Here is an 18,764-nt window from a genome sequence, read left to right on the forward strand (position 1 = left end):
GGGCGGCTTCCCCGCGCCCGTTAGGGTCGAGAGCGGTTTCGCCGTTCTCCCGGGGGAGGTGCTCGTGCCGCGTTGGCCGTCCCGCGGGCGCCCGGTCGCCCCGGTCGACCCCGAGACCCGCGCGCACGTCGCCGGTGAGGCGTCGGCCGCCGCCGCCGAGGTCAGCGGCCCGCCGGCGGTCGAGGCCGACCCGACCGCGGCCGCGTTCTTCGACGTCGACAACACGATGATGATGGGCGCGTCGCTGTTCTGGTTCGCCCGTGGGCTGGCCGCCCGCAAGTACTTCACCAGCCGCGACCTGGCGCGGTTCGTGTGGCAGCAGGCGAAGTTCCGCATCGCCGGCAACGAGAGCGCCGAGGACATGCACTCGATCCGGGAGAGCGCGCTGGGCTTCGTGTCCGGCCGCCCGGTCGACGAGATCGCGCAGGCCGGCGAGGAGATCTACGACGAGCTGATGGCCGACCGGATCTGGGGCGGCACGCGGCAGCTCGCGCAGCAGCACCTCGATGCCGGGCAGCGCGTGTGGCTGGTCACCGCCACCCCGGTCGAGCTGGCCACGATCATCGCCCGCCGGCTCGGCCTGACCGGGGCGCTCGGGACCGTCGCCGAGATCAAGGGCGGCCGCTTCACCGGCCGGCTGGTCGGCGAGCTCATGCACGGCGAGGCCAAGGCGGAGGCGGTGCGGGCGCTGGCCGAGCGGGAGGGCCTGGACCTCTCCCGCTGCACGGCCTACAGCGACTCGGCCAACGACCTGCCGATGCTCACGCTGTGCGGCAACGCCGTGGCGGTGAACCCGGACACCGAGCTGCGCGCGGTCGCCCGCTCGCGCGGCTGGACGGTGCGCGACTTCCGGACCGGGCGCAAGGCGGCGAAGATCGGCGTCCCGACGGTGGCCGCCGCCGTGGTATCCGGCGGGATCGTCGGCGGGACCATCGCCGTGCGCCGGCGGCGCAAGGTCGTGACGGTGCCCGTCGTGGACAAGCGGGTGCGCCTGCCCTGGCGGTGACTACCGCCAGACGCTCTTGCGCTGCAGCAGGAGCTGGTAGATCGAGTGCTGGATGGTCTCCCGCACCTGGTCGGTGAGGTTGAACACCAGCATCGGGTCCTCCGCCGCGCCGGGACCGTAGGACGCGGTCTCGATCGGCGCGCCGAAGGCGATCAGCCACTTCGACGGCAGCGGCAGCAGGCCCAGCGGGCCGAGCAGCGGGAACGTCGGCGTCACCGGGAAATACGGCAGGCCGAGCAGCCGCGCCGCGGTCTTGGCGTTGCCGATCATCGGGTAGATCTCCTCGGCCCCGACGATGGCGCACGGGATGATCGGCACGCCGGTGCGCAGCGCCGCGGTGACGAAACCGCCGCGGCCGAAGCGCTGCAGCGTGTACCGCTCGCGGAACGGCTTGCCGATGCCCTTGAAGCCCTCGGGGAAGACGCCGACCAGCTCGCCCCCGGTGAGCAACCGCTCGGCGTCCTCGTTGCTCGCCAGCGTGGTGCCCATCTTGCGCGACATGCTGCCGATGAACGGCAGCTCGAAGACCAGGTCGGCGCCCAGCAGCCGCAGCCGCCGGTGCGCCGGGTGCTCGTCGTGCAGCGCGACGGTGGTCATCAGCGCGTCGACGGGCAGCGTGCCCGAGTGGTTGGCCACCACCAGCGCGCCGCCCTCGGCCGGCACGTGCTCGAGCCCCTGGGTCTCGACGCGGAAGTACTTGCTGAACAGCGGCCGCAGGATCGGCAGCAGCAGGTGGTCGGTGAGGTCGGGGTCGAAGCCGAACTCGTCGGTCTCGTAGTCGCCGGTCACCCGCCGGTGCAGGAACTCGACACCGCCGGCGATCTGCTCCTCCCAGCTCGGGGAGGACGGCGCGGCGACCGGGCGCGGCTCGTCGTCCTCCGGCCGCAGCGGGATCACGCGGGCCTCAGGCATCGCGCACCGCCCGCAATCCCGGGGCCGGCGGCGCGGGGCGCAGCCGCTCCCCGACGGCGGCGGCACCGTCGCCGACCCGGTCGACGACGCCGAGCAGCCGGTCGGTGACGGCGCTGATGACGTCCGGCGGGATCACCGGGTCGACCGTGCGCGCGTAGTCGGCCAGCGCGGCCGCGGTGCTGTAGCGCGGCGTGTAGCCGAACTCCTCACGCAGGACCGTCGTGTCGACCACGCGGCCGAAGTTGAGGAAGCGCATCTGCTCCGGGGAGTAGTCGACGAACCCGAACCGCCGGGAGAACCGGCCCACCGAGCCGAGCGCCGGCGAGGGGATCGGCACGTGGACGCGGCCGAGCCGGCGGATGCACTGGGAGAGCAGCAGCGTGCCCTCACCGCCGACGTTGACCGTGCCGGTGAACTGGCCGGTGGTCGCGCGGACGAGGACGGCGAGTGCGTCGTCCTCGTGCAGCAGCTGCACCCGGGCGTCGTAGCCGAGCGCCGTGGGCACGACCGGCATGCGGAAGAACCCGGTGAGCAGCGAGTCGATGCTCGGCCCGATGAAGTTCGTGAACCGCAGCATCGCCACGTCGACGTCGGGACGGCGACGTGCGAACGACCGCACGTAGCCCTCGATGTCGACGCTGTCGCGGGCGAACCCACCGGACGGCACGCGCCTGGCCTGCATCTTCTCGGTGAAGACGGCGGGATCGCGGGAGGAGGCCCCGTAGACCGCGCTGGTCGACTTGAGCACGAAGCGGCGCACCGACGCCGCCCGCTGGCAGGCGGCCAGGAGCTGCATCGTCCCGATGACGTTGAGCTCTTTCATCGGCCCCCGCCCACCGGCACCGGCGGGCGTGGAGCTGATGTTCATGTGCACGACCGTGTCGACGGACGCGTTCGCGATGACCTTGCCGATCAGCGGGTTGCGGATGTCGGCGCGCACGAACTCGGTGCGGCCGAGACGTCGCAGCATCTCGGCGGACGGCGGGACGGTGTCCACGCCGATGACCCGTTCGATCGACGGGTCGGTGGCGAGCTCGGCCGCGAGGGCACCCCCCAGCCACCGGCTCACGCCGGTGACGAGGACCACCGCGGGCGGCACGTGCGGGCGCCCTACTTCTTGTTGCGTCGCTGGACGCGGGTCTTCTTCAGCAGCTTGCGGTGCTTCTTCTTCGCCATCCGCTTGCGCCGCTTCTTGATGACCGAACCCATGTCCTGCACTCCCGACGTCGTGGTCGCGCGGGCGAACCGGAAGAACCGGGACCCGCGCCGTGGTGATTCAGCTCGTGCGCGACGACACCGGCGCCTGCCGGGTCCTCGCTGGCCGCCCGAGCTTACCGGCCGTCCCGCGGCGACGCTGCCGCGGGACGAGCCCGGTTCACGACGAAGGGGGAAGGCCTCGTCCCCCGTGAGCTCCGTCCCTCTGAAGGGAAGGGAGCGGAGCGGCCCTGCTGCAGGGTCCCGCCGCGAGCTTGCGAGTGGCGGGGGCAGCGGGGTCCTTGCTCAGGCGATGTCGGTGTAGGCGTCGCGCAGGTAGTCCTGGACGGCCCGCTCCGGGACGCGGAAGGAGCGGCCGACGCGGACGGCGGAGAGCTCGCCGGCGTGGACGAGGCGGTACACGGTCATCTTCGAGACCCGCATCATGGCGGCGACCTCGGCGACGGTCAGGAAGGTGACGGCGGCGCGCTGCTGCGGGACGACCGGGCGGCCGACGGGCATCGCGGCCGGGTGCGCGGCCGGCACGGGGCGGGCGACGGTGGCGGCCATGGGGCGACCGATCGGCCGCGGGCCCGGCACGCCCTGGCGGGCGGCGAACTGAGCGGCGGAAGCAGCGTGGTGGCGCTGGGGCATGGTCATTGTCTCTGTCTCCGGACCTAGCGCGTGTCGTCGAGCCGGCTTCCCCACCGACTACGCGGCACGCACGCGCTGACACAGAGAGTAGGGGGACAACCGTGACAGAAGCGAGACAAGAAACGGACATGAGGAACGGTTGGTCCTCGGCAGATTTCTACCTATGTCGTCGTGTCGACACGATGCAGGGCGTGTCGCAGCGACCCGAGGTGCCGATGTGACGGTCCGTTGATCAAGATCTGCCCGCGCGGTCGTCGCTCAGCGACCCGCCGGCCCCTCACCGCTCTCTCGTCCCAACTCCACCGAGCGGGCGTGGGCGGCCTCGATGGCGGCGATGAGGGCAGCCCGGACACCGTGCCGCTCGAGCTCGCGGATCGCGGCGATCGTCGTCCCGCCGGGGCTGGTGACCGCCTCGCGCAGCTGCACCGGGTGCTCCCCCGAGTCGCGCAGCATCACGGCGGCGCCCAGGGCGGTCTGCACGATGAGGTCCGCGGCGAGGGCCCGGGGCAGGCCCAGCAGGATCCCGGCGTCGATCATCGCCTCGACCAGGTAGAAGAAGTAGGCCGGACCGCTGCCGGACAGCGCGGTGACGGCGTCCAGCTGCGCCTCCGGCACCCGGCGCACGCGGCCGACCGAGGCGAGCAGCGCTTCGGCGTCGTCCAGGTGCGACTCCGCCGCGTGCGCGCCCGCGGCCAGCACGCTCATGCCCTCGTCGACCAGCGCCGGGGTGTTGGGCATGACCCGCACCACCGGCGTCCCGGCGGGCAGGGCGGCCTCGATCGTCGTGGTGGGCACGCCGGCGGCGACCGAGACGACGAGGTGCCGGGCGGGGTCGACGTGCGCGGCCAGCCCGGTCAGCAGCGTGCCGATGTCCTGCGGCTTGACCGCGATGAGCAGGGTGCGGGCACGCTCGGCCCCCTCGGCGAGGTCGACCGCCGGGACGCCGTGCCGCTCCTGCAGCTGCGCGGCGCGCTCGGGGCTGCGCTCGCAGACCACGAGGCCCTCCCGCCCGCCGCGCCGGATCAGGCCGGAGAGCAGCGCCTCCCCGATCTTCCCGCCGCCGATGATGGCCAGGCCGCCGGTCATGCCCGGCCACCCAGGCGCCGCGCCACGACCCCGAGCGCGCCGGCCCCCGAAGGCACGGCGACCCGCACCCGGTGGCCGGCGGCCACCAGCCGCTGCTGTTCGTCGGTCCGGACTCCGTAGGGCATGACGTGCTCCCAGCTCTCCGGCGCGCGGTCGTGCCAGGCCGCACGCTCGCCGGTGATCGCGATCAGACGGGGGTCGGTGGTGGCGATGCCGGGCCGTCCCGGCGCCGCCATGAGGACGTTGAGGCAGCGCACGAAGGCCAGCCGGCCGGCGCTGCCGCCGCCGTCTGCCAGCCGCACGCCGCCCGCGGCCAGAGCCCGGCAGCGTCGCTCGGCGTCCGGCTCGCGGGTGGAGACGACCACGGTCGCCCCGGGCAGCTCGCCGACGCCCTCCCCCGCGCCGGCGAGGACGACGCCGACACCGGCGTCGGCGGCCACGGCGGCCAGCGAACGGGTCCGCGCGGCACCGAGCCGACCGACGGCCAGGACGACGTCGCAGCCGGCGGCCCACCCGGCGGCGGTCAGCCGGCCGAGCAGCGCGGTGAGCTCGGCCTCGTCGCCGTCGGGATCGGCGGCGGCGTGCTCGAGGGAGACGCGGCGGCCGGTGGCGATCAGCTCGCCGGCGACCCGGAGGGCGTCGTCCACCCTCGGACCGGCGACGAACCGGGCCGGGAGCGAGCGCACCAGCAGGCGGTGCACCTCGGGCCGGGTTCGCACGCGCACGAGTGAGAACCGTAGTGGTCAGGGCGTGTGTGCCGGTTCGGGGGCCGGGGTAGCGGCGCCCGCATGGCAGGAGAACTGGACGGGAAGAAGGTGGCCGTCCTCGCGACCGACGGCGTCGAGCAGGTCGAGCTCGACAGGCCGTGGCAGGCGCTCGAGGAGGCCGGTGCGGAACCGGAGCTGGTGTCGTTCGAGCCGGGCACCATCCAGGCGTTCGAGCACATCGACAAGGGCGACACCAGGAAGGTGGACCTCACCCTAGGCGACGCCGACCCCGACGACTACGCGGCGCTGGTGCTGCCGGGCGGGGTGATCAACGGCGACTTCGTGCGCGCCGACGCCGACGCGGTGGCGTTCGTCAAGGCGTTCTTCGACGCCGGCAAGCCGGTGGCGGCGATCTGCCACGCGCCGTGGGTGCTCGCCGAGGCCGACGTCCTCAAGGGGCGGCGGATGACGTCGTGGCCGTCGCTGCAGACCGATCTGCGCAACGCCGGCGCGGACTGGGTCGACGAGGAGCTGGTCGTCGACGGCACCCTGATCACCAGCCGCAAGCCCGACGACCTCGACGCGTTCTGCGCCGCGATCGTCGAGGAGTTCGCGGCCGCCGACACCGCTGACGACGACGAGGAGGACGACGCCTAACCCGCGGCGAGGAGGCCGGCGGCGGGCGCCACGGTGAGCAGCACCCCGGCGAACACGAGGACCGCGAGGAGCTTCGGTCCCACGGGGTCGCGGTGCATCTTGTGCCGGTAGGCGCCCACGCCGGCCACCAGCCCGGTCACCGCGAGCGGGGAGACCAGCACCGCGAGGTGCGGCAGCATCTCCCAGATCACGGTGAACAGGAAGTAGATGCCGACGCCGGCGGCCAGGGCGATGACGAGCTCCCCGGCGAAGCGCAGCCAGGCGAGCGCGCTCTCCTTGGGCGTGCTGTCCAGGTCTTCGGCCTCGACGTCGTCGGTGACGATCGGGATGGGCCCGGTGACCGGGTTGTCGTCGAGCGGCCTGGCGGGCGCGGGAACCCGGCGCCGCTCCTCGGCCGCGGCCGGCGCGGCCCGGCGGTCGCCCGCGGGGCGTTCGGGGCGCGCCTCGACGGGACGCGACTCGAGCGGGCGGTCGACCGGCGCAGCCTCACCGAGGTGCTCGGCGGCCAGTCGCCGTCCCTCGGGCCGCCGTCGGTCGTCGAGCCGTCGGTCGGCCTGCCGCCGATCGGCGACGCGGCGGTCCTCGGCGACGGGGACGTCGGCCCTGCGGCGATCGGCAGCGCGCCGGTCGTCGGGACGACGCTCGGTCGCCCGCCGGTCGGCCGCCCGGCGCTCGTCGGGTCGCCGTTCGGTCCGCCGGTCCTCGGGACGGCGTTCGGTCCGCCGGTCGTCGGGGCGCCGCTCGTCGGGACGCCGTTCGTCGGGACGTCGCTCGCGCACGGCGGACGTCTCGGCTCCCGGGACCTCGGGCTTGCCCGACGGGCGCATGTTCGGGATCGCCGCGGTCGAGGGGTCCGCGGCCCGCTGGGCCGGCGGCTCGGCGATGCGCAGGTCGCTCGCCCGCCGTCCGTAGGGCCGGCCGCCCACCCGGCCGGTGTCGCCGGGGTCCTCCTGACCCCGCTGCCGGATGCCGGTGTCGTCCGGGTCGTCGCGCCGCCGGCGTCCCCGCGTCGGGGACTCGATGCCGGCCTCCCGCAGGATCTCCGCGAGCGAACGGCCACCGGTCTCGGGATCCCGCCGTGGTTCGGCCATCACGCCCCTTCCAACAAGTCGAGTCGACGCAGGATGACACCTTCCCGCAACGCCCACGGGCAGATCCGCACGGACGGTACGTCGAGTGCGCGCATCGCGGCCTGCGCCACGACCGCACCCGCGGGGATCTGGTGCGCACGGTCCGGCGACACGCCGGGGAGCTCGGCCAGCGCGCCGGACTCGATCCGCGACACGAAGCCCACCAGCTGACCCAGTCCGGTGGTGCTCAGCCGCCGATCGACCCGCAGGCCCGCCGAGTACGGCGCGGCGCCGGTGAGCCGGGCCAGCGTGCGGAACGTCTTGCTGGTGGCGGCGACCAGGTCGGGCGGCCCGGCCGAGCGCAGCTTGCGCGCCGCCGGCTCCAGCAGCCGCTCGGCGTGCTCGTCCAGGGCTCGCAGCGCCTTGAGGTCGGGCCGGCCGCCGGTGAGCGCATCGGGCAGGAACCGCCGGGTCATGCGGCCGGCGCCCAGCGGCAGGGAGAGCGCGACCTCGGGCTCCTCGTCGATGCCGGCGGCCAGTTCCAGAGAGCCGCCGCCGATGTCGAGCACCAGCAGCCGGCCGGCGCTCCACCCGAACCACCGGCGGACGGCGAAGAAGGTCAGCCGGGCCTCGTCCTCGCCGGAGAGCACCTGCAGGTCGACGCCGGTCTGCTCGCGGACCCGCTCGAGCACCTCCAGGCCGTTGTCGGCCTCCCGGATCGCCGAGGTGACCAGGGCCAGGAAGTCCTCGCAGCCCTGCTTCTCGGCCTGGTCGACGGCCTTCTGCACGGCGCGGACCAGCGCCTTCTCCCCCGCCTTCGACAGCTTGTCGTCCTTGCCGATCTCCTCCGCCAGGCGCAGCAGGGTGCGGTCGTCGTGCATGGGGGTCGGGTGCGCGCCCCGGTGCGCGTCGACCACGAGCAGGTGCACCGTGTTCGACCCGACGTCGAGAACCCCCAGCCGCATGGCCCCCAGTCTGCCCGTCGGCCGGCTCCTAGGCTGGCCTGGTGCAGGACGTGCCGCCCGAGGTCCCCCTCGACTTCGCCCGCGAGTGGATCACCTTCCCCGATCCCGACGACCCGGATCACCTGATCCGCGCCGACCTCACCTGGCTGACCTCGGCGTGGACGTGCATCTTCGGCCGCGGCTGCGCCGGGGTGGTCGAGGGGCGGCCGGACGACGGCTGCTGCAGCCACGGCGCGTTCTTCACCGAGGAGGACGACCTGCTGCGGGTCACCGCGGCCGTGGCCGATCTCACCGACGACGACTGGCAGCTGGCCCCCGTCGGGCGCGGCGCCTGGACCGAGCAGGACAGTGCCGAGGACGGGGTGGCCCCCGACGACGGGGTCCGCTCGCTGCGCACCCGCGTCGTCGACGGTGCCTGCGTCTTCCTCAACCGGCCGGGCTTCCCCGGCGGCACCGGCTGCGCGCTGCACCGGATGGCCCTGCGCACCGGGCTGCACCCGCTGACCACCAAGCCCGACGTCTGCTGGCAGCTGCCGGTGCGGCGGGAGCAGGAGCACGTGGAGCGCCCCGACGGCACCAAGGTCCTGATGACGACGATCGGCGAGTTCGACCGCCGTGGCTGGGGTCCGGGCGGGCACGACCTGCACTGGTGGTGCACGGGCTCGCCGGCCGCGCACGTCTCGCCGGAACCGCTGGTGGCGACCTACGAGGCCGAGCTCGTCGCGCTGATCGGCGGCCCGGCCTACGCCGAGCTACGCCGGCTGGCCGAGGCCCGCCTCGACGCGGGTCTCGTCGCGCCGCACCCGGCCAGCCCCGAGCCGGTGCTTGTCCAGCTGCACCGGCGCCGTCCCGGCAGCTGACGCGGCGCGGAACGTCTGCCGGTAGGCCCTCGGGGAGACCCCGCGGCGGCGGGCGAACTGCTCGCGCAGGCCGGCCGCCGTCCCGAAGCCGACCAGGCGGGCGATCTCCTCCACCGGGGCGTCGCTGTTCTCTAGCAGCTCCTCGGCCGCGGCCAGCCGCTGGCCCAGCAGCCAGGAGTGCGGGGTCGTGCCGGTGGTCGCCTTGAACCGCCGGGCGAAGCTGCGCGGGCTCATCAGCGCCCGCCGGGCGAGCAGCTCGACGCTGATGTCCTCGGCGAGGTGCGCGGTCGCCCAGTCCAGGACCGCGCCGAGCAGGTCGTCCTGGCAGGCCGGCACGGGTGCGTCGATGAACTGCGCCTGGCCGCCGTCGCGGTGCGGGGGCACGACCATCTCGCGGGCGAGCTGGTTGGCCGCGGCGGCACCCCACTCGCGGCGCACCAGGTGCAGCAGGGTGTCCACGCCGGCCGCCGTCCCGGCGCCGGTGATGATCGAGCCGTTGTCGACGTAGAGGACGGCCGGGTCGACGTCCAGCTCGGGGAACCGGGCGGCCAGCTCGCCGGCCCACTTCCAGTGGGTGGTCACGCGCTGCCCGTCCAGCAGCCCGGCGGTGGCCAGCACGAAGACGCCGGTGCAGTGGCTGACGATCGTGGCGCCGCGCGCGTGCGCCCGCCGCAGGGCGGTCAGCAGGGCGTCCGACGGCAGGACGTCGAAGACCTCCCACGCCGTGATGAGCACGATGTCGGAGCGCTCGAGCCGGTCGAACCCGTGGTCGGCGACGATGCCGAGGCCGGTGTCGGTGCGGACGACGCCCGGCACCTCCGCGACCAGCCCGAAGTCGAACCGCGGCAGGCCCATGTGCCGGCGGTCGTAGCCGAACACCTCGTGGCACACGCCCAGCCCGAAGCTGCCGATGAGCCCGTCGGCGCAGACGACGCTGACCACCAGAGGACGGTTCGATGCGGCCATGCGCAGAGTGTGGCAGAAATACCGCGTTTGTGGTCAGTCCTGCCACTCGTGCGGGCGGGGGCGCGGGAGGACTCTTCTCCCATGTTCCTCATCCGATGCCCGATCACCGGGACCGACGAGCTGGTCGCCGAGAGCTCCATCGTCGCGGTGACGAACCACCCCACCCACATCGCCATGACCATCCGCTGCCCGCAGGGCCACCAGCACGTGTACCGGACCGGTCGCCGCTGGGACTCCGCTCGCCGCGCGGAGGAGCTCGTCGGCGCCTAGGCTCGAACACATGAGCGAATCGCAGGCGCAGACCGACCCCACCGCCGAGAAGGACCCGTCGGACTGGGTGACCGGCGACGAGCCGGCCACCGGGCCGCAGAAGAGCTACCTGCAGACGCTGGCGCGCGAGGCCGGCACGGAGGTCCCCGACGACCTCACCAAGGCCGACGCGTCGCGGAAGATCGACGAGCTGCAGGAGGAGACCGGCCGCGGCTCGTGACGTGATGGAACGGCCACCCTTCAGGGTCCCGCGCCGAGCCTGCGAGGTGTGGGGGGAAGGGTGGTCCTTACTCAGGCCTCGAGCTTGTAGCCCAGACCTCGCACGGTCAGCAGGAACTGCGGGTTGGCCGGGTCCGGCTCGATCTTGGCGCGCAGCCGCTTGACGTGGACGTCGAGGGTCTTGGTGTCCCCCACGTAGTCCGAGCCCCAGACCCGGTCGATGAGCTGCATGCGGGTCAGCACCCGACCGGCGTTGCGCAGCAGCAGTTCGAGCAGGTCGAACTCCTTGAGCGGCAGGGCGACCGCCTCGCCGTCCACGACGACGACGTGCCGCTCGACGTCCATCCGCACCGGCCCGGCCTCGAGCACGGGCTCGGCGGGGACGTCGCCGTTCTCGCCCCGCCGGCGCAGGACGGCGCGGATCCGGGCGACCAGCTCGCGCGCCGAGTACGGCTTGGTCACGTAGTCGTCGGCGCCGAGCTCCAGGCCCACGACCTTGTCGATCTCGCTGTCCTTGGCGGTCAGCATGATGATCGGCACGGCGCTGCGGCTGCGCAGCTGCCGGCAGACCTCGGTGCCCGACAGGCCGGGCAGCATCAGGTCCAGCAGCACGATGTCCGCGCCGCCCCGGTCGAACTCGGCGAGGGCATCCGGCCCGGTCGCCGCGACGGCGGTGTCGAACCCCTCGCGCTTGAGCATGTACGACAGCGCGTCGGAGAAGGACTCCTCGTCCTCGACCACCAGCACCCGCGTCATGTCCGTCCCTTCTCGACGGCGCGCTCCGGCGCCGCGTTCTCGATCTCGATGGCGGTGTCGGGGTCGGGGACACCGCCGGCGGCCAGGGGGATCCGGAGGGTGAACGTCGAGCCGACGCCCTCCTCGCTCCAGACCGTCACCGATCCGCCGTGGTTGCTGGCCACGTGCTTGACGATGGCCAGGCCCAGCCCGGTGCCGCCGGTACGGCTGGCCCGTGACTGGTCGACCCGGTAGAAGCGCTCGAAGATCCGCGAGCGGTCCGCCCGCGGGATGCCGATGCCGCTGTCGGTGACCGCGATCTCGGCGAACCCGGAGCGGGCTCGCGCGGCGACCGCGATCTTGGTCTCCTCGGGGCTGTAGGCGACCGCGTTGGCCAGCAGGTTGGTCACCGCGGTGGCCAGCTGCGCCTCCACCCCGCGGACGACCAGGCCGTGCTCGCCGCCGGTGGCGATGACCATCTGCTTCGCGCTCGCCGCCGTCCGGGTGCGGTCCACCGCCTCGGCGATGACCGTGTCGACCTGGACCGGCTCGAGCTCCGGCAGCGGTTCGCCGCCCTGCAGGCGGGACAGGTCGATCAGCTCGCGGACCAGCCGGCCCAGCCGCTCGGTCTCCCGACCGGCCCGGGTGGCGAAGCGGCGCACCGTCTCCGGGTCGTCGGCGGCGTCCTCGAGCGCCTCGGCCAGCAGCGCCAGCGCACCGACCGGCGTCTTCAGCTCGTGCCCGACGTTGGCGACGAAGTCGCGGCGCACCGCCTCACCGCGGCGGACCTCGGTGACGTCCTGCAGCACCAGGGCGACCGGGCCCGGCGGCGGAGCCGCGCCGCTGTCCAGCCGCACGCCGTGGACGCCGACCAGCCGCGGTCCGCCACCGACGAGACCGCCGGGCAGCCGGACGTCGCGCCGGCGGCTGCCGCCCGTGCGCACCTCCAGCGCGAGCTGCAGGAGCTCGGGGACCAGCAGGCGGGTGTCGCGGACGATGCCCAGGGCGCGCGCCGCGGGGTTGGCGAGCACGATGACGTCGTCGGCGTCGAGCAGGACGACGGCGGGGTCCATGAGATCCACCAGGCGGCGAGCCAGCGCAGGCTCCGTCCGCTCGAACGGAGCAGGGGCCGGGAGGACCTCCCGGGCCGCGCGCAGGCGCGTCAGCAGCACCGCCGTCGCGCCACCGGCGCCGACGGCGAGGCCGACGAGCAGCGCCACCAGCGGACTCACGGTTGCGATGCTAGGTGGCGAACAGACCGGAAAAGCAGCCATTCGCCGGGTACGTCACCCGCCCCGGCGAGGAGTTCACCGCCATGTGGCCCCCCGTTCACCTCTCGGTACTCGGGGCACCGTGCAGCACTCCTACCCTGCAGGAGACGCGTGAGAATCGGCCGGTCGACCGGCCCGAGAGGGGTTGGGAACCAGTGCGCCAGCAGTACCACGAGGAACTCGCCGACATCAACAACTGCCTGGTCGAGATGGCCAACACGGTCGGGTCGGCGATGAGCAAGGCCACCACCGCCCTGCTGGACGCCGACGTCGCGCTGGCCGACCTGGTCATCGCCGGGGACGAACAGGTCGACGCCGCCCGGGAGAGCCTCGAGCAGCGCTGCTTCATGCTGCTGGCCCAGCAGCAGCCGGTCGCCACCGACCTGCGCACGATCACCGCGGCGACGCGCATCGTCGCCGACCTCGAGCGGATGGGCGACCTCGCCGTCCACGTGGCCAAGGTGGCGCGGATGCGCTTCCCCGACCACGCGGTGCCGCTGGAGGTCCGGCCGATCTTCCTCGAGGCCGGGCACGTGGCCGAGCGCCTCGTCGCCCAGACGGCCACGGTCATCGCCAAGCTCGACGTCGAGGCCGCCGGCCGGCTGGAGGCCGACGACGACCTCATGGACCAGCTGCACCGCCAGCTGTTCCGCGAGCTGCTCTCCAAGGACTGGCCGCACGGCATCGAGGCCGCGATCGACGTGACCCTGCTCGGCCGCTACTACGAGCGGTTCGCCGACCACGCCGTCAGCGTCGCCCGCCGGGTCGTCTACCTGGTCACCGGCGAGCGCGAGATGCAGAACATGTCCTAGGGCGCTACTTCTTGCCCTGGTTCTTCACGGCCTCGATCGCCTCGGCCGCGGCCTCCGGGTCGAGGTACTCACCGCCCGGCTTGAGGGGCGTGAGGTCGTCGTCCAGGTCGTAGCGCAGCGGGACGCCGGTCGGGATGTTCAGCCCGACCACCTCCTGGTCGCCCATGCCGTCGAGGTGCTTGACCAGCGCGCGCAGGCTGTTGCCGTGCGCGGCGACCAGCACGGTCCGGTCGGCGCGCAGGTCGGGGACGATCGCGTCGTACCAGTACGGCAGCATCCGGACGACGACGTCGGCGAGGCACTCGGTCGCCGGGCGCACCTCCGGCGGCAGCACCGCGTAGCGCGGGTCGGCGTCCTGGCTGAACTCGCTGCCGGCCTCGATCGGCGGCGGCGGGGTGTCGTAGGAGCGGCGCCAGACCATGAACTGCTCCTCGCCGTACTCGGCGAGGGTGGCCGCCTTGTCCTTGCCCTGCAGCGCGCCGTAGTGCCGCTCGTTGAGCCGCCAGGAGCGCTGCACCGGGATCCACTGCCGGTCGGCCGCGGCCAGCGCCAGCTCGGCGGTGGTGATGGCCCGCTTGAGCACCGACGTGTGCAGCACGTCGGGCAGCAGGGCGTGCTCGGCCAGCAGCTCACCGCCGCGGGTCGCCTCGGCCCGTCCCTTGTCCGACAGCGGGACGTCGACCCACCCGGTGAACAGGTTGGCCTTGTTCCACTCGCTCTCGCCGTGTCGCAGCAGCACCAGCGTTCCGGTCACGACCGCCATCCTGCCCGACGGCCCGGCGGGAAGCTCAGGCGGTGAGCTGCGGCCAGACGAGCCAGAGCTCGTAGAGCGCCGGCGGGGCCAGGCCGAGCAGCAGCCAGAAGCTGCGCACCCGCCGTGCCGCGCCCCAGCGCAGGGCGCCGACCAGCGCGACGCTGCACGCCACCGCGACGGTCAGCCAGAGCACCGTGGCCGCGACGTCGATGTCCACCTCGAGCTGGGCGAAACCGAGCTTGACCGCGCAGAACAGCAGGGGATAGGCGAAGGCGGAGGCGGCGACGACACCGATCAGCAACCGTCCGAAGCGCTGCTGCGCGGGGGTGCTGCCTTGCATCACGCACCACGCTATCCGTTTCCGGCCTGGAACGGCACGGGAACGGGCAGGATCTGCCCCGTGCGAGCGGCGCAGCGCTGGGCGGAGGAGCTCGCGGCCTGGGCGATCGACCCCGCGATCCTGGCCGCCGCCCCGGAGTCGCCCTACGGCTTCCCGCCGGGCCTGTTCGGCAGCCGCCGCGGCTCGGTCGTGACGCACGAGGCGGTCCGCGGTGGCCGGCCCGGCTCGGTGCTCGACGTCGGCTGCGGCGGAGGCGCGGCCAGCATCCCGGTGGGCGCGGCCGAGCTGCTCGCGGTGGACGAGTCGGCGGACATGCTCGACCGCTACCGGGCCGCGGCGGCCCCCACGCCGGTGCGGACCTGGTGCGGCCGGTGGCCCGACGTGGCCGGCGAGGTCCCGGCGGCCGACGTCGTCGTCGCGGCGAACGTCGTCTACAACGTGCCGGACCTGCCCGGCTTCCTGACCGCGCTGACCGGGCACGCCCGCTGCCGGGTGGTGGTCGAGCTGACCGACGCCCACCCGTGGACCGCGCTGGCGCCGCTGTGGCGGCACTTCCACGGCCAGGGCCGGCCGGACGGACCGACGTCGGTGCTGTTCGGCGAGGTCCTGGCCGACCTGGGCATCGCGGCGGGCTCGTCGACCTGGGAGCGCCTCGACCTGTTCCGGGGCGGGGACCCCGCCGAGGTGCTCGCGTTCACCCGCCGGCGGCTGTGCCTGCCGGCCGACCGGGATCCGGAGATCGCCGCGGAGTTGGCCCGGCTGGACGACGCGCCCCCGCCGACCGCGACCACCTTCTGGTGGGACGTGGGCTAGGCGTTCTGACGCGCGAGGTCGGGCACGCTCCGTCGTCCCGGCAGCCAGGTGAGGACGACGACCACCGCCACGAGCGCGCACGACGCGGTGTACAGGGCGGTGGTGTGCATCGCCGAGACGAACGCCTCCTTCGCCGCGTCGACCACCCCGGCGGCGGCCCGGGCGGCGTCGGCGTCCGCACCCGCCGCGATGCGGCGCACCGTCTCGAGCGTGGCCACGATCGACTCCGACGACTGCTCCCGGACGGCGGCCGGCAGGCCGTCGAGGGTGTCGGCCAGGTCGGCCCGGTAGGCGGCGGTGAGGATCGAACCCAGGATGGCCACGCCCAGCGCGCCGCCGACCTGGCGCACGGAGTTGTTCACCGCGGCCCCCGCACCGGCCTTCTCGCGCGGGACGACGGACATGATCGACTCGGTGGCCGGCGGGAAGATCGCCCCCATGCCCAGGCCCTGAGCGCTGAACACCACGACCAGCAGCCACAGCGGGGACGCGACGTCGAACAGCTGGATCCCGGCGAACGACGCCCCGACCAGCAGGAAACCGGCCGTGACCACCAGCTTGGCGCCGTACTGCTGGGCCAGCACCGAGCTGCGCAGGCCCATGACCGCCATGCCGGCGGCGACCGGGATGAGAGCCGCGCCGCTCTGCAGCGCGGTGTAGCCGCGGACGCCCTGCAGGTAGTAGACGAGGTAGAACGTCGCGCCCTGCAGCGCGAAGAAGTTGAGTCCCAGGGCGGCCGCGGCCGCGGAGAACGCCGGGTTGCGGAACAGCGAGACGTCCAGCGCCGGGTGGGTGGAACGGCGCTGCAGCCAGACGAACACCGCCAGCAGCACCGCCCCGCCGACCAGCGGCACCAGCACCGTCGGATCGGTCCAGCCCACCCCGGAGCCGCCGCGGATGATGCCGTAGACCAGCCCGGCGAGGGCGACGATCGACAGCAGCACGCCCGGGACGTCCAGCCGGCGCGGGAAGGGGTCGCGCGACTCCGGGACGACGAGGAGCACCGCGACCACACCCAGGACGCAGATCCCGACCCCGATGAGGAACACCGCCCCCCACCAGAAGTGGGCGAGGACCGCCCCTCCGGCCAGCGGCCCGGCAGCGACCCCGACGCCGTTGGCACTGGCCCAGATGCCGATCGCGCGGGCCCGCTCCCCCGGCGGGAAGACGTTGGTGATCACCGCCAGCGTGGTGGGCTGCACGGCGGCCCCACCGATGCCCATGACCGAGCGCCACGCGATCAGCTCGACCGCGCTGCCGCTGAACGCGGCGAACAGCGACGCGACCGCGAACAGGGTCAGCCCGATGAGCAGGACCTTCTTGCGGCCGATCCGGTCGCCGATGACGCCCCACGAGAACAGCAGGCCGGCGAACACGAGGATGTAGGCGTCGATCACCCACTGCAGCTCGCCCTGCGTGGCGTCGAGCTCGCGCTGCAGGGTGGGCAGCGCGACGTTGAGGATCGTGTTGCCGGTGATCACGACCAGCATGCAGACCGTCATGGTGGCCAGCACCCACCACCGACGGGCGTAGCCCGGCGGTACGTCGCCGGCCGCGGTCACTCCCCGCCGTCTCCCTGCGGTCGCCGGGAGTCCGGATCGGCGAAGGCGGCTGGGTCTGCAAAGGCAGCAAACGCCTCGAGGTTGCGCAGCGACTCCCCCCGCTTGACCCGCCAGGCCCACTCGCGGCGGATCGAGGTGCCGAAGCCGATCTCCAGCATCGTGTTGAAGGAGTCGTCGGCGTAGCTGAGCACCGCGCCGAGGATCCGGTCGATCTCCTCGGGCGTCACCGCGGCGTGCGGCAGCCGGCCGGTCAGGTAGATGTCACCGACGCTGTCGATGGAGAACGCGACCCCGTACATGCGGGCGTTGTGCTGCAGCAGGAAGGTCCACAGCTGCTCGCGGTTCTCGTCGGGCTGGCGGCAGACGAACGCCTCGACCCGCAGCGCGTGCTCGCCGACGATCAGCCCGCACACGGTCTTCAGCTTCTTGGTGCCGGGCAGGTCGACCAGCCACCGGCCGGGCGCGGGGTGCTCGTGCTCGAGCTCGCTGTCGCGCAGCGTCTCGCCGATGACCGCGTCGAGGTCGTCGACGACGCTCACTGGGCCACCTGGGCGCCGGGGAAGGCACGCAGCGGTGTGCGCGCCCGGACGGGCGCGAGCCGCGCGGCCTCGCGGGCAACGGCGAGCTCGCCGGCCGCCGCGGTGTAGGCCTCGATCAGCGTGTCGGCGGTGCGGTCCCAAGAGAACTGGCCGGCGTGCCGGCGGGCGCCGGCGGCCAGGAAGGTCCGGCTGGCCAGCACCCGGCGGATCGCCGCGGCGTAGTCGGCCGGGTCGCGGCCCTCGACGAGCACGCCGGAGACGCCGTCGTGCACCGCCGTCATCAGGCCGCCCACCGCCGAGGCGACCACCGGCGTCCCGCAGGCCTGCGCCTCGAGGGCGACCAGCCCGAACGACTCGTTGTGGCTGGGGACGACGGCGACGTCGGCCGCCCGGAAGTGCAGCGGCAGCCGGTGCGGCGGCTGCGGCGGCACGAAGCGGACGAGGTCGGCGATGCCCAGGGCGGCGGCCAGCTCCTCGAGCTGGCGCGGCGCGTCCAGGCCGGAGCCGCTGGGCGCCCCGATGACGTGCACCTCGAGCCGCTCGCGCAGGGCGGGGTCGTCGGCGAGCATCCGCGCGGCGGCGGCCAGGAGCAGGTCCGGTGCCTTGAGCGGCTGGATGCGCCCGACGAACATCAGGACGACGGCGTCCGGCCGGATGCCGAGCGCCCGGCGGGCGGCCATCCGGTCGCCGGGCGAGAACCGGTCGAGGTCGACGCCGGGCGGGACGACGAGGGTCCGCCGCGGGTCGGCGCCGTAGTGGTGGTGGAGCTGGCGCGCCTCCTCCTCGGTGTTGGCGATCAGCCGGTCGGCCTCGACGACGACCTGCTCCTCACCGATGACGCGGGCGCGCGGCTCGGGCCGGTCTCCAGCGGCCAGCGCGGCGTTCTTCACCTTGGCGAGGGTGTGCGCGGTGTGGACCAGCGGGACGCTCCACCGGTCCTTGGCCAGCCAGCCGACCTGGCCGGAGAGCCAGTAGTGGGAGTGGACGAGGTCGTAGTGCCCGGGCTCGTGCTGGGCCTCCTCGCGCAGCACCGCGGCGGTGAACGCGCACAGCTGCGCGGGCAGCTCCTCCTTGCCGAGGTCCTCGAACGGCCCGGCGGGCACGTGCCGGACGGTGACCCCCGGGCTCATCTCGACCACCGGTGGCAGGTCGCTGGAGGTGGCCCGGGTGAAGACGTCGACGGCGATGCCGCGCTCGGCCAGCCGCCGGGAGGTCTCGACGATGTAGACGTTCATGCCGCCCGCGTCGCCGGCACCGGGTTGGTCGAGGGGGCTGGTGTGCACGGACAGGGTGGCCACCCGCCGGGGCGTGGTCGACCGGCGGAAACGGCGAGCGGGCACGTGAGACCTCCCGCCCGTGGTGGTGTTCGACG

General features: G+C 73.9%; 23 protein-coding genes. 7 read left to right on the top strand and 16 right to left on the bottom strand.

Going from position 1 to position 18,764, the window contains the following annotated elements:
* Window positions 1–64 precede the first annotated feature (64 nt).
* Window positions 65–1,006 (top strand): HAD family hydrolase, encoded by a 942-nt coding sequence (locus GGQ55_RS05935; protein ID WP_366488824.1) that lies wholly within the window; start codon window positions 65–67, stop codon window positions 1,004–1,006.
* Here the strand turns inward: GGQ55_RS05935 and GGQ55_RS05940 are convergent, their stop codons facing one another.
* The 6 genes from GGQ55_RS05940 to GGQ55_RS05965 all read right to left on the bottom strand — a co-directional run bounded on the left by GGQ55_RS05940 (window position 1,007) and on the right by GGQ55_RS05965 (window position 5,577).
* Window positions 1,007–1,918 (bottom strand): lysophospholipid acyltransferase family protein, encoded by a 912-nt coding sequence (locus GGQ55_RS05940; protein WP_179715556.1) that lies wholly within the window; start codon window positions 1,916–1,918, stop codon window positions 1,007–1,009.
* Complete coding sequence (locus GGQ55_RS05945; protein ID WP_179715557.1) at window positions 1,911–3,017, bottom strand: NAD-dependent epimerase/dehydratase family protein; 1,107 nt, start codon at window positions 3,015–3,017, stop codon at window positions 1,911–1,913. The genes GGQ55_RS05940 and GGQ55_RS05945 overlap by 8 nt, the downstream gene beginning before the upstream one ends.
* 11 nt (window positions 3,018–3,028) lie before the next feature.
* On the bottom strand, window positions 3,029–3,127 hold the full coding sequence (locus tag GGQ55_RS05950) for a 30S ribosomal protein bS22 (RefSeq protein ID WP_012854759.1): 99 nt from the start codon (window positions 3,125–3,127) through the stop codon (window positions 3,029–3,031).
* A 291-nt stretch (window positions 3,128–3,418) separates the two neighbouring features.
* Complete coding sequence (locus tag GGQ55_RS05955) at window positions 3,419–3,772, bottom strand: helix-turn-helix domain-containing protein (protein WP_246323768.1); 354 nt, start codon at window positions 3,770–3,772, stop codon at window positions 3,419–3,421.
* 252 nt (window positions 3,773–4,024) lie between these two features.
* Window positions 4,025–4,852, bottom strand: a complete 828-nt coding sequence (gene proC, locus GGQ55_RS05960; RefSeq protein ID WP_179715558.1) for a pyrroline-5-carboxylate reductase — start codon at window positions 4,850–4,852, stop codon at window positions 4,025–4,027.
* Window positions 4,849–5,577: a proline dehydrogenase gene (locus tag GGQ55_RS05965; RefSeq protein WP_179715559.1), complete on the bottom strand. Its 729-nt coding sequence runs from the start codon at window positions 5,575–5,577 to the stop codon at window positions 4,849–4,851. Before GGQ55_RS05965 ends, proC begins: the two co-directional genes overlap by 4 nt.
* A 63-nt stretch (window positions 5,578–5,640) precedes the next feature.
* On the opposite strand from GGQ55_RS05965, the gene GGQ55_RS05970 reads away from it, so the two are divergent.
* Entirely contained in the window at window positions 5,641–6,216 is a 576-nt protein-coding gene (locus GGQ55_RS05970; protein ID WP_179715560.1) for a type 1 glutamine amidotransferase domain-containing protein, read from the top strand.
* On the opposite strand, the gene GGQ55_RS26755 is transcribed toward GGQ55_RS05970, so the two are convergent.
* Window positions 6,213–7,307 (bottom strand): DUF2157 domain-containing protein, encoded by a 1,095-nt coding sequence (locus GGQ55_RS26755; protein ID WP_246323769.1) that lies wholly within the window; start codon window positions 7,305–7,307, stop codon window positions 6,213–6,215. The two genes, GGQ55_RS05970 and GGQ55_RS26755, sit on opposite strands and share 4 nt — an antisense overlap.
* Complete coding sequence (locus GGQ55_RS05980) at window positions 7,307–8,251, bottom strand: Ppx/GppA phosphatase family protein (protein WP_179715561.1); 945 nt, start codon at window positions 8,249–8,251, stop codon at window positions 7,307–7,309. The genes GGQ55_RS26755 and GGQ55_RS05980 overlap by 1 nt, the downstream gene beginning before the upstream one ends.
* A 41-nt stretch (window positions 8,252–8,292) precedes the next feature.
* On the opposite strand from GGQ55_RS05980, the gene GGQ55_RS05985 reads away from it, so the two are divergent.
* Entirely contained in the window at window positions 8,293–9,111 is an 819-nt protein-coding gene (locus GGQ55_RS05985; RefSeq protein WP_366488826.1) for a DUF3109 family protein, read from the top strand.
* Here GGQ55_RS05985 and GGQ55_RS05990 read toward each other — a convergent pair.
* Window positions 9,004–10,077, bottom strand: a complete 1,074-nt coding sequence (locus tag GGQ55_RS05990; RefSeq protein WP_179715562.1) for a helix-turn-helix domain-containing protein — start codon at window positions 10,075–10,077, stop codon at window positions 9,004–9,006. The genes GGQ55_RS05985 and GGQ55_RS05990 overlap by 108 nt on opposite strands.
* Window positions 10,078–10,158: 81 nt before the next feature.
* Here GGQ55_RS05990 and GGQ55_RS05995 point away from each other — a divergent pair, with 81 nt between their 5' ends.
* Together GGQ55_RS05995 and GGQ55_RS06000 are read left to right on the top strand one after the other, a co-directional pair.
* The gene (locus tag GGQ55_RS05995) at window positions 10,159–10,347 is read left to right on the top strand and encodes a hypothetical protein (protein WP_179715563.1); all 189 of its coding nucleotides are present in this window, start codon (window positions 10,159–10,161) and stop codon (window positions 10,345–10,347) included.
* A gap of 10 nt (window positions 10,348–10,357) precedes the next feature.
* The gene (locus GGQ55_RS06000; RefSeq protein ID WP_179715564.1) at window positions 10,358–10,567 is read left to right on the top strand and encodes a DUF3072 domain-containing protein; all 210 of its coding nucleotides are present in this window, start codon (window positions 10,358–10,360) and stop codon (window positions 10,565–10,567) included.
* Window positions 10,568–10,638: 71 nt separating this feature from the next.
* Here GGQ55_RS06000 and GGQ55_RS06005 read toward each other — a convergent pair whose 3' ends face one another.
* Together GGQ55_RS06005 and GGQ55_RS06010 are read right to left on the bottom strand one after the other, a co-directional pair.
* Complete coding sequence (locus GGQ55_RS06005; protein ID WP_179715565.1) at window positions 10,639–11,322, bottom strand: winged helix-turn-helix domain-containing protein; 684 nt, start codon at window positions 11,320–11,322, stop codon at window positions 10,639–10,641.
* Window positions 11,319–12,533, bottom strand: a complete 1,215-nt coding sequence (locus GGQ55_RS06010; protein ID WP_179715566.1) for a sensor histidine kinase — start codon at window positions 12,531–12,533, stop codon at window positions 11,319–11,321. Before GGQ55_RS06010 ends, GGQ55_RS06005 begins: the two co-directional genes overlap by 4 nt.
* A 194-nt stretch (window positions 12,534–12,727) precedes the next feature.
* On the opposite strand from GGQ55_RS06010, the gene phoU reads away from it, so the two are divergent.
* Complete coding sequence (gene phoU / locus GGQ55_RS06015; protein WP_179715567.1) at window positions 12,728–13,384, top strand: phosphate signaling complex protein PhoU; 657 nt, start codon at window positions 12,728–12,730, stop codon at window positions 13,382–13,384.
* A 4-nt stretch (window positions 13,385–13,388) separates the two neighbouring features.
* Here phoU and GGQ55_RS06020 read toward each other — a convergent pair whose 3' ends face one another.
* Both GGQ55_RS06020 and GGQ55_RS06025 read right to left on the bottom strand, forming a co-directional pair.
* Window positions 13,389–14,147, bottom strand: a complete 759-nt coding sequence (locus tag GGQ55_RS06020) for a phosphoglyceromutase (protein WP_179715568.1) — start codon at window positions 14,145–14,147, stop codon at window positions 13,389–13,391.
* 25 nt (window positions 14,148–14,172) lie between these two features.
* Complete coding sequence (locus GGQ55_RS06025; protein ID WP_179715569.1) at window positions 14,173–14,478, bottom strand: hypothetical protein; 306 nt, start codon at window positions 14,476–14,478, stop codon at window positions 14,173–14,175.
* A gap of 60 nt (window positions 14,479–14,538) precedes the next feature.
* Here GGQ55_RS06025 and GGQ55_RS06030 point away from each other — a divergent pair, with 60 nt between their 5' ends.
* Window positions 14,539–15,291 carry a class I SAM-dependent methyltransferase gene (locus GGQ55_RS06030; RefSeq protein ID WP_179715570.1) on the top strand — a complete coding sequence of 251 codons (753 nt, stop codon included), beginning with the start codon at window positions 14,539–14,541 and terminating at the stop codon, window positions 15,289–15,291.
* On the opposite strand, the gene GGQ55_RS06035 is transcribed toward GGQ55_RS06030, so the two are convergent.
* The 3 genes from GGQ55_RS06035 to mshA are packed head-to-tail and all read right to left on the bottom strand — an operon-like array spanning window position 15,288 to window position 18,732.
* Entirely contained in the window at window positions 15,288–16,853 is a 1,566-nt protein-coding gene (locus tag GGQ55_RS06035; protein ID WP_366488829.1) for an MFS transporter, read from the bottom strand. The genes GGQ55_RS06030 and GGQ55_RS06035 overlap by 4 nt on opposite strands.
* The gene (locus GGQ55_RS06040) at window positions 16,850–17,392 is read right to left on the bottom strand and encodes a type III secretion system chaperone family protein (RefSeq protein WP_179715571.1); all 543 of its coding nucleotides are present in this window, start codon (window positions 17,390–17,392) and stop codon (window positions 16,850–16,852) included. The genes GGQ55_RS06035 and GGQ55_RS06040 overlap by 4 nt, the downstream gene beginning before the upstream one ends.
* A complete protein-coding gene (gene mshA, locus GGQ55_RS06045; protein ID WP_366488830.1) occupies window positions 17,389–18,732 on the bottom strand; it encodes a D-inositol-3-phosphate glycosyltransferase in 1,344 nt (447 codons plus the stop codon). The genes GGQ55_RS06040 and mshA overlap by 4 nt, the downstream gene beginning before the upstream one ends.
* Between the last annotated feature and the right edge of the window lie 32 nt (window positions 18,733–18,764).

Origin of the sequence: Petropleomorpha daqingensis, from assembly GCF_013408985.1 — a bacterium.
GTDB lineage: Bacteria > Actinomycetota > Actinomycetes > Mycobacteriales > Geodermatophilaceae > Petropleomorpha > Petropleomorpha daqingensis.

Coding starts and splice junctions, on each gene's coding strand:
- GGQ55_RS05990 (WP_179715562.1), bottom strand. CDS start 10,077: ATGGCCGCATCGAACCGTCCTCTGGTGGTCAGCGTCGTCTGCGCCGAC.
- GGQ55_RS06005 (WP_179715565.1), bottom strand. CDS start 11,322: ATGACGCGGGTGCTGGTGGTCGAGGACGAGGAGTCCTTCTCCGACGCG.
- GGQ55_RS05955 (WP_246323768.1), bottom strand. CDS start 3,772: ATGACCATGCCCCAGCGCCACCACGCTGCTTCCGCCGCTCAGTTCGCC.
- GGQ55_RS05950 (WP_012854759.1), bottom strand. CDS start 3,127: ATGGGTTCGGTCATCAAGAAGCGGCGCAAGCGGATGGCGAAGAAGAAG.
- proC (WP_179715558.1), bottom strand. CDS start 4,852: ATGACCGGCGGCCTGGCCATCATCGGCGGCGGGAAGATCGGGGAGGCG.
- GGQ55_RS05970 (WP_179715560.1), top strand. CDS start 5,641: ATGGCAGGAGAACTGGACGGGAAGAAGGTGGCCGTCCTCGCGACCGAC.
- GGQ55_RS05980 (WP_179715561.1), bottom strand. CDS start 8,251: ATGCGGCTGGGGGTTCTCGACGTCGGGTCGAACACGGTGCACCTGCTC.
- GGQ55_RS06000 (WP_179715564.1), top strand. CDS start 10,358: ATGAGCGAATCGCAGGCGCAGACCGACCCCACCGCCGAGAAGGACCCG.
- GGQ55_RS26755 (WP_246323769.1), bottom strand. CDS start 7,307: ATGGCCGAACCACGGCGGGATCCCGAGACCGGTGGCCGTTCGCTCGCG.
- GGQ55_RS06025 (WP_179715569.1), bottom strand. CDS start 14,478: ATGCAAGGCAGCACCCCCGCGCAGCAGCGCTTCGGACGGTTGCTGATC.
- GGQ55_RS06020 (WP_179715568.1), bottom strand. CDS start 14,147: ATGGCGGTCGTGACCGGAACGCTGGTGCTGCTGCGACACGGCGAGAGC.
- GGQ55_RS05995 (WP_179715563.1), top strand. CDS start 10,159: ATGTTCCTCATCCGATGCCCGATCACCGGGACCGACGAGCTGGTCGCC.
- GGQ55_RS05940 (WP_179715556.1), bottom strand. CDS start 1,918: ATGCCTGAGGCCCGCGTGATCCCGCTGCGGCCGGAGGACGACGAGCCG.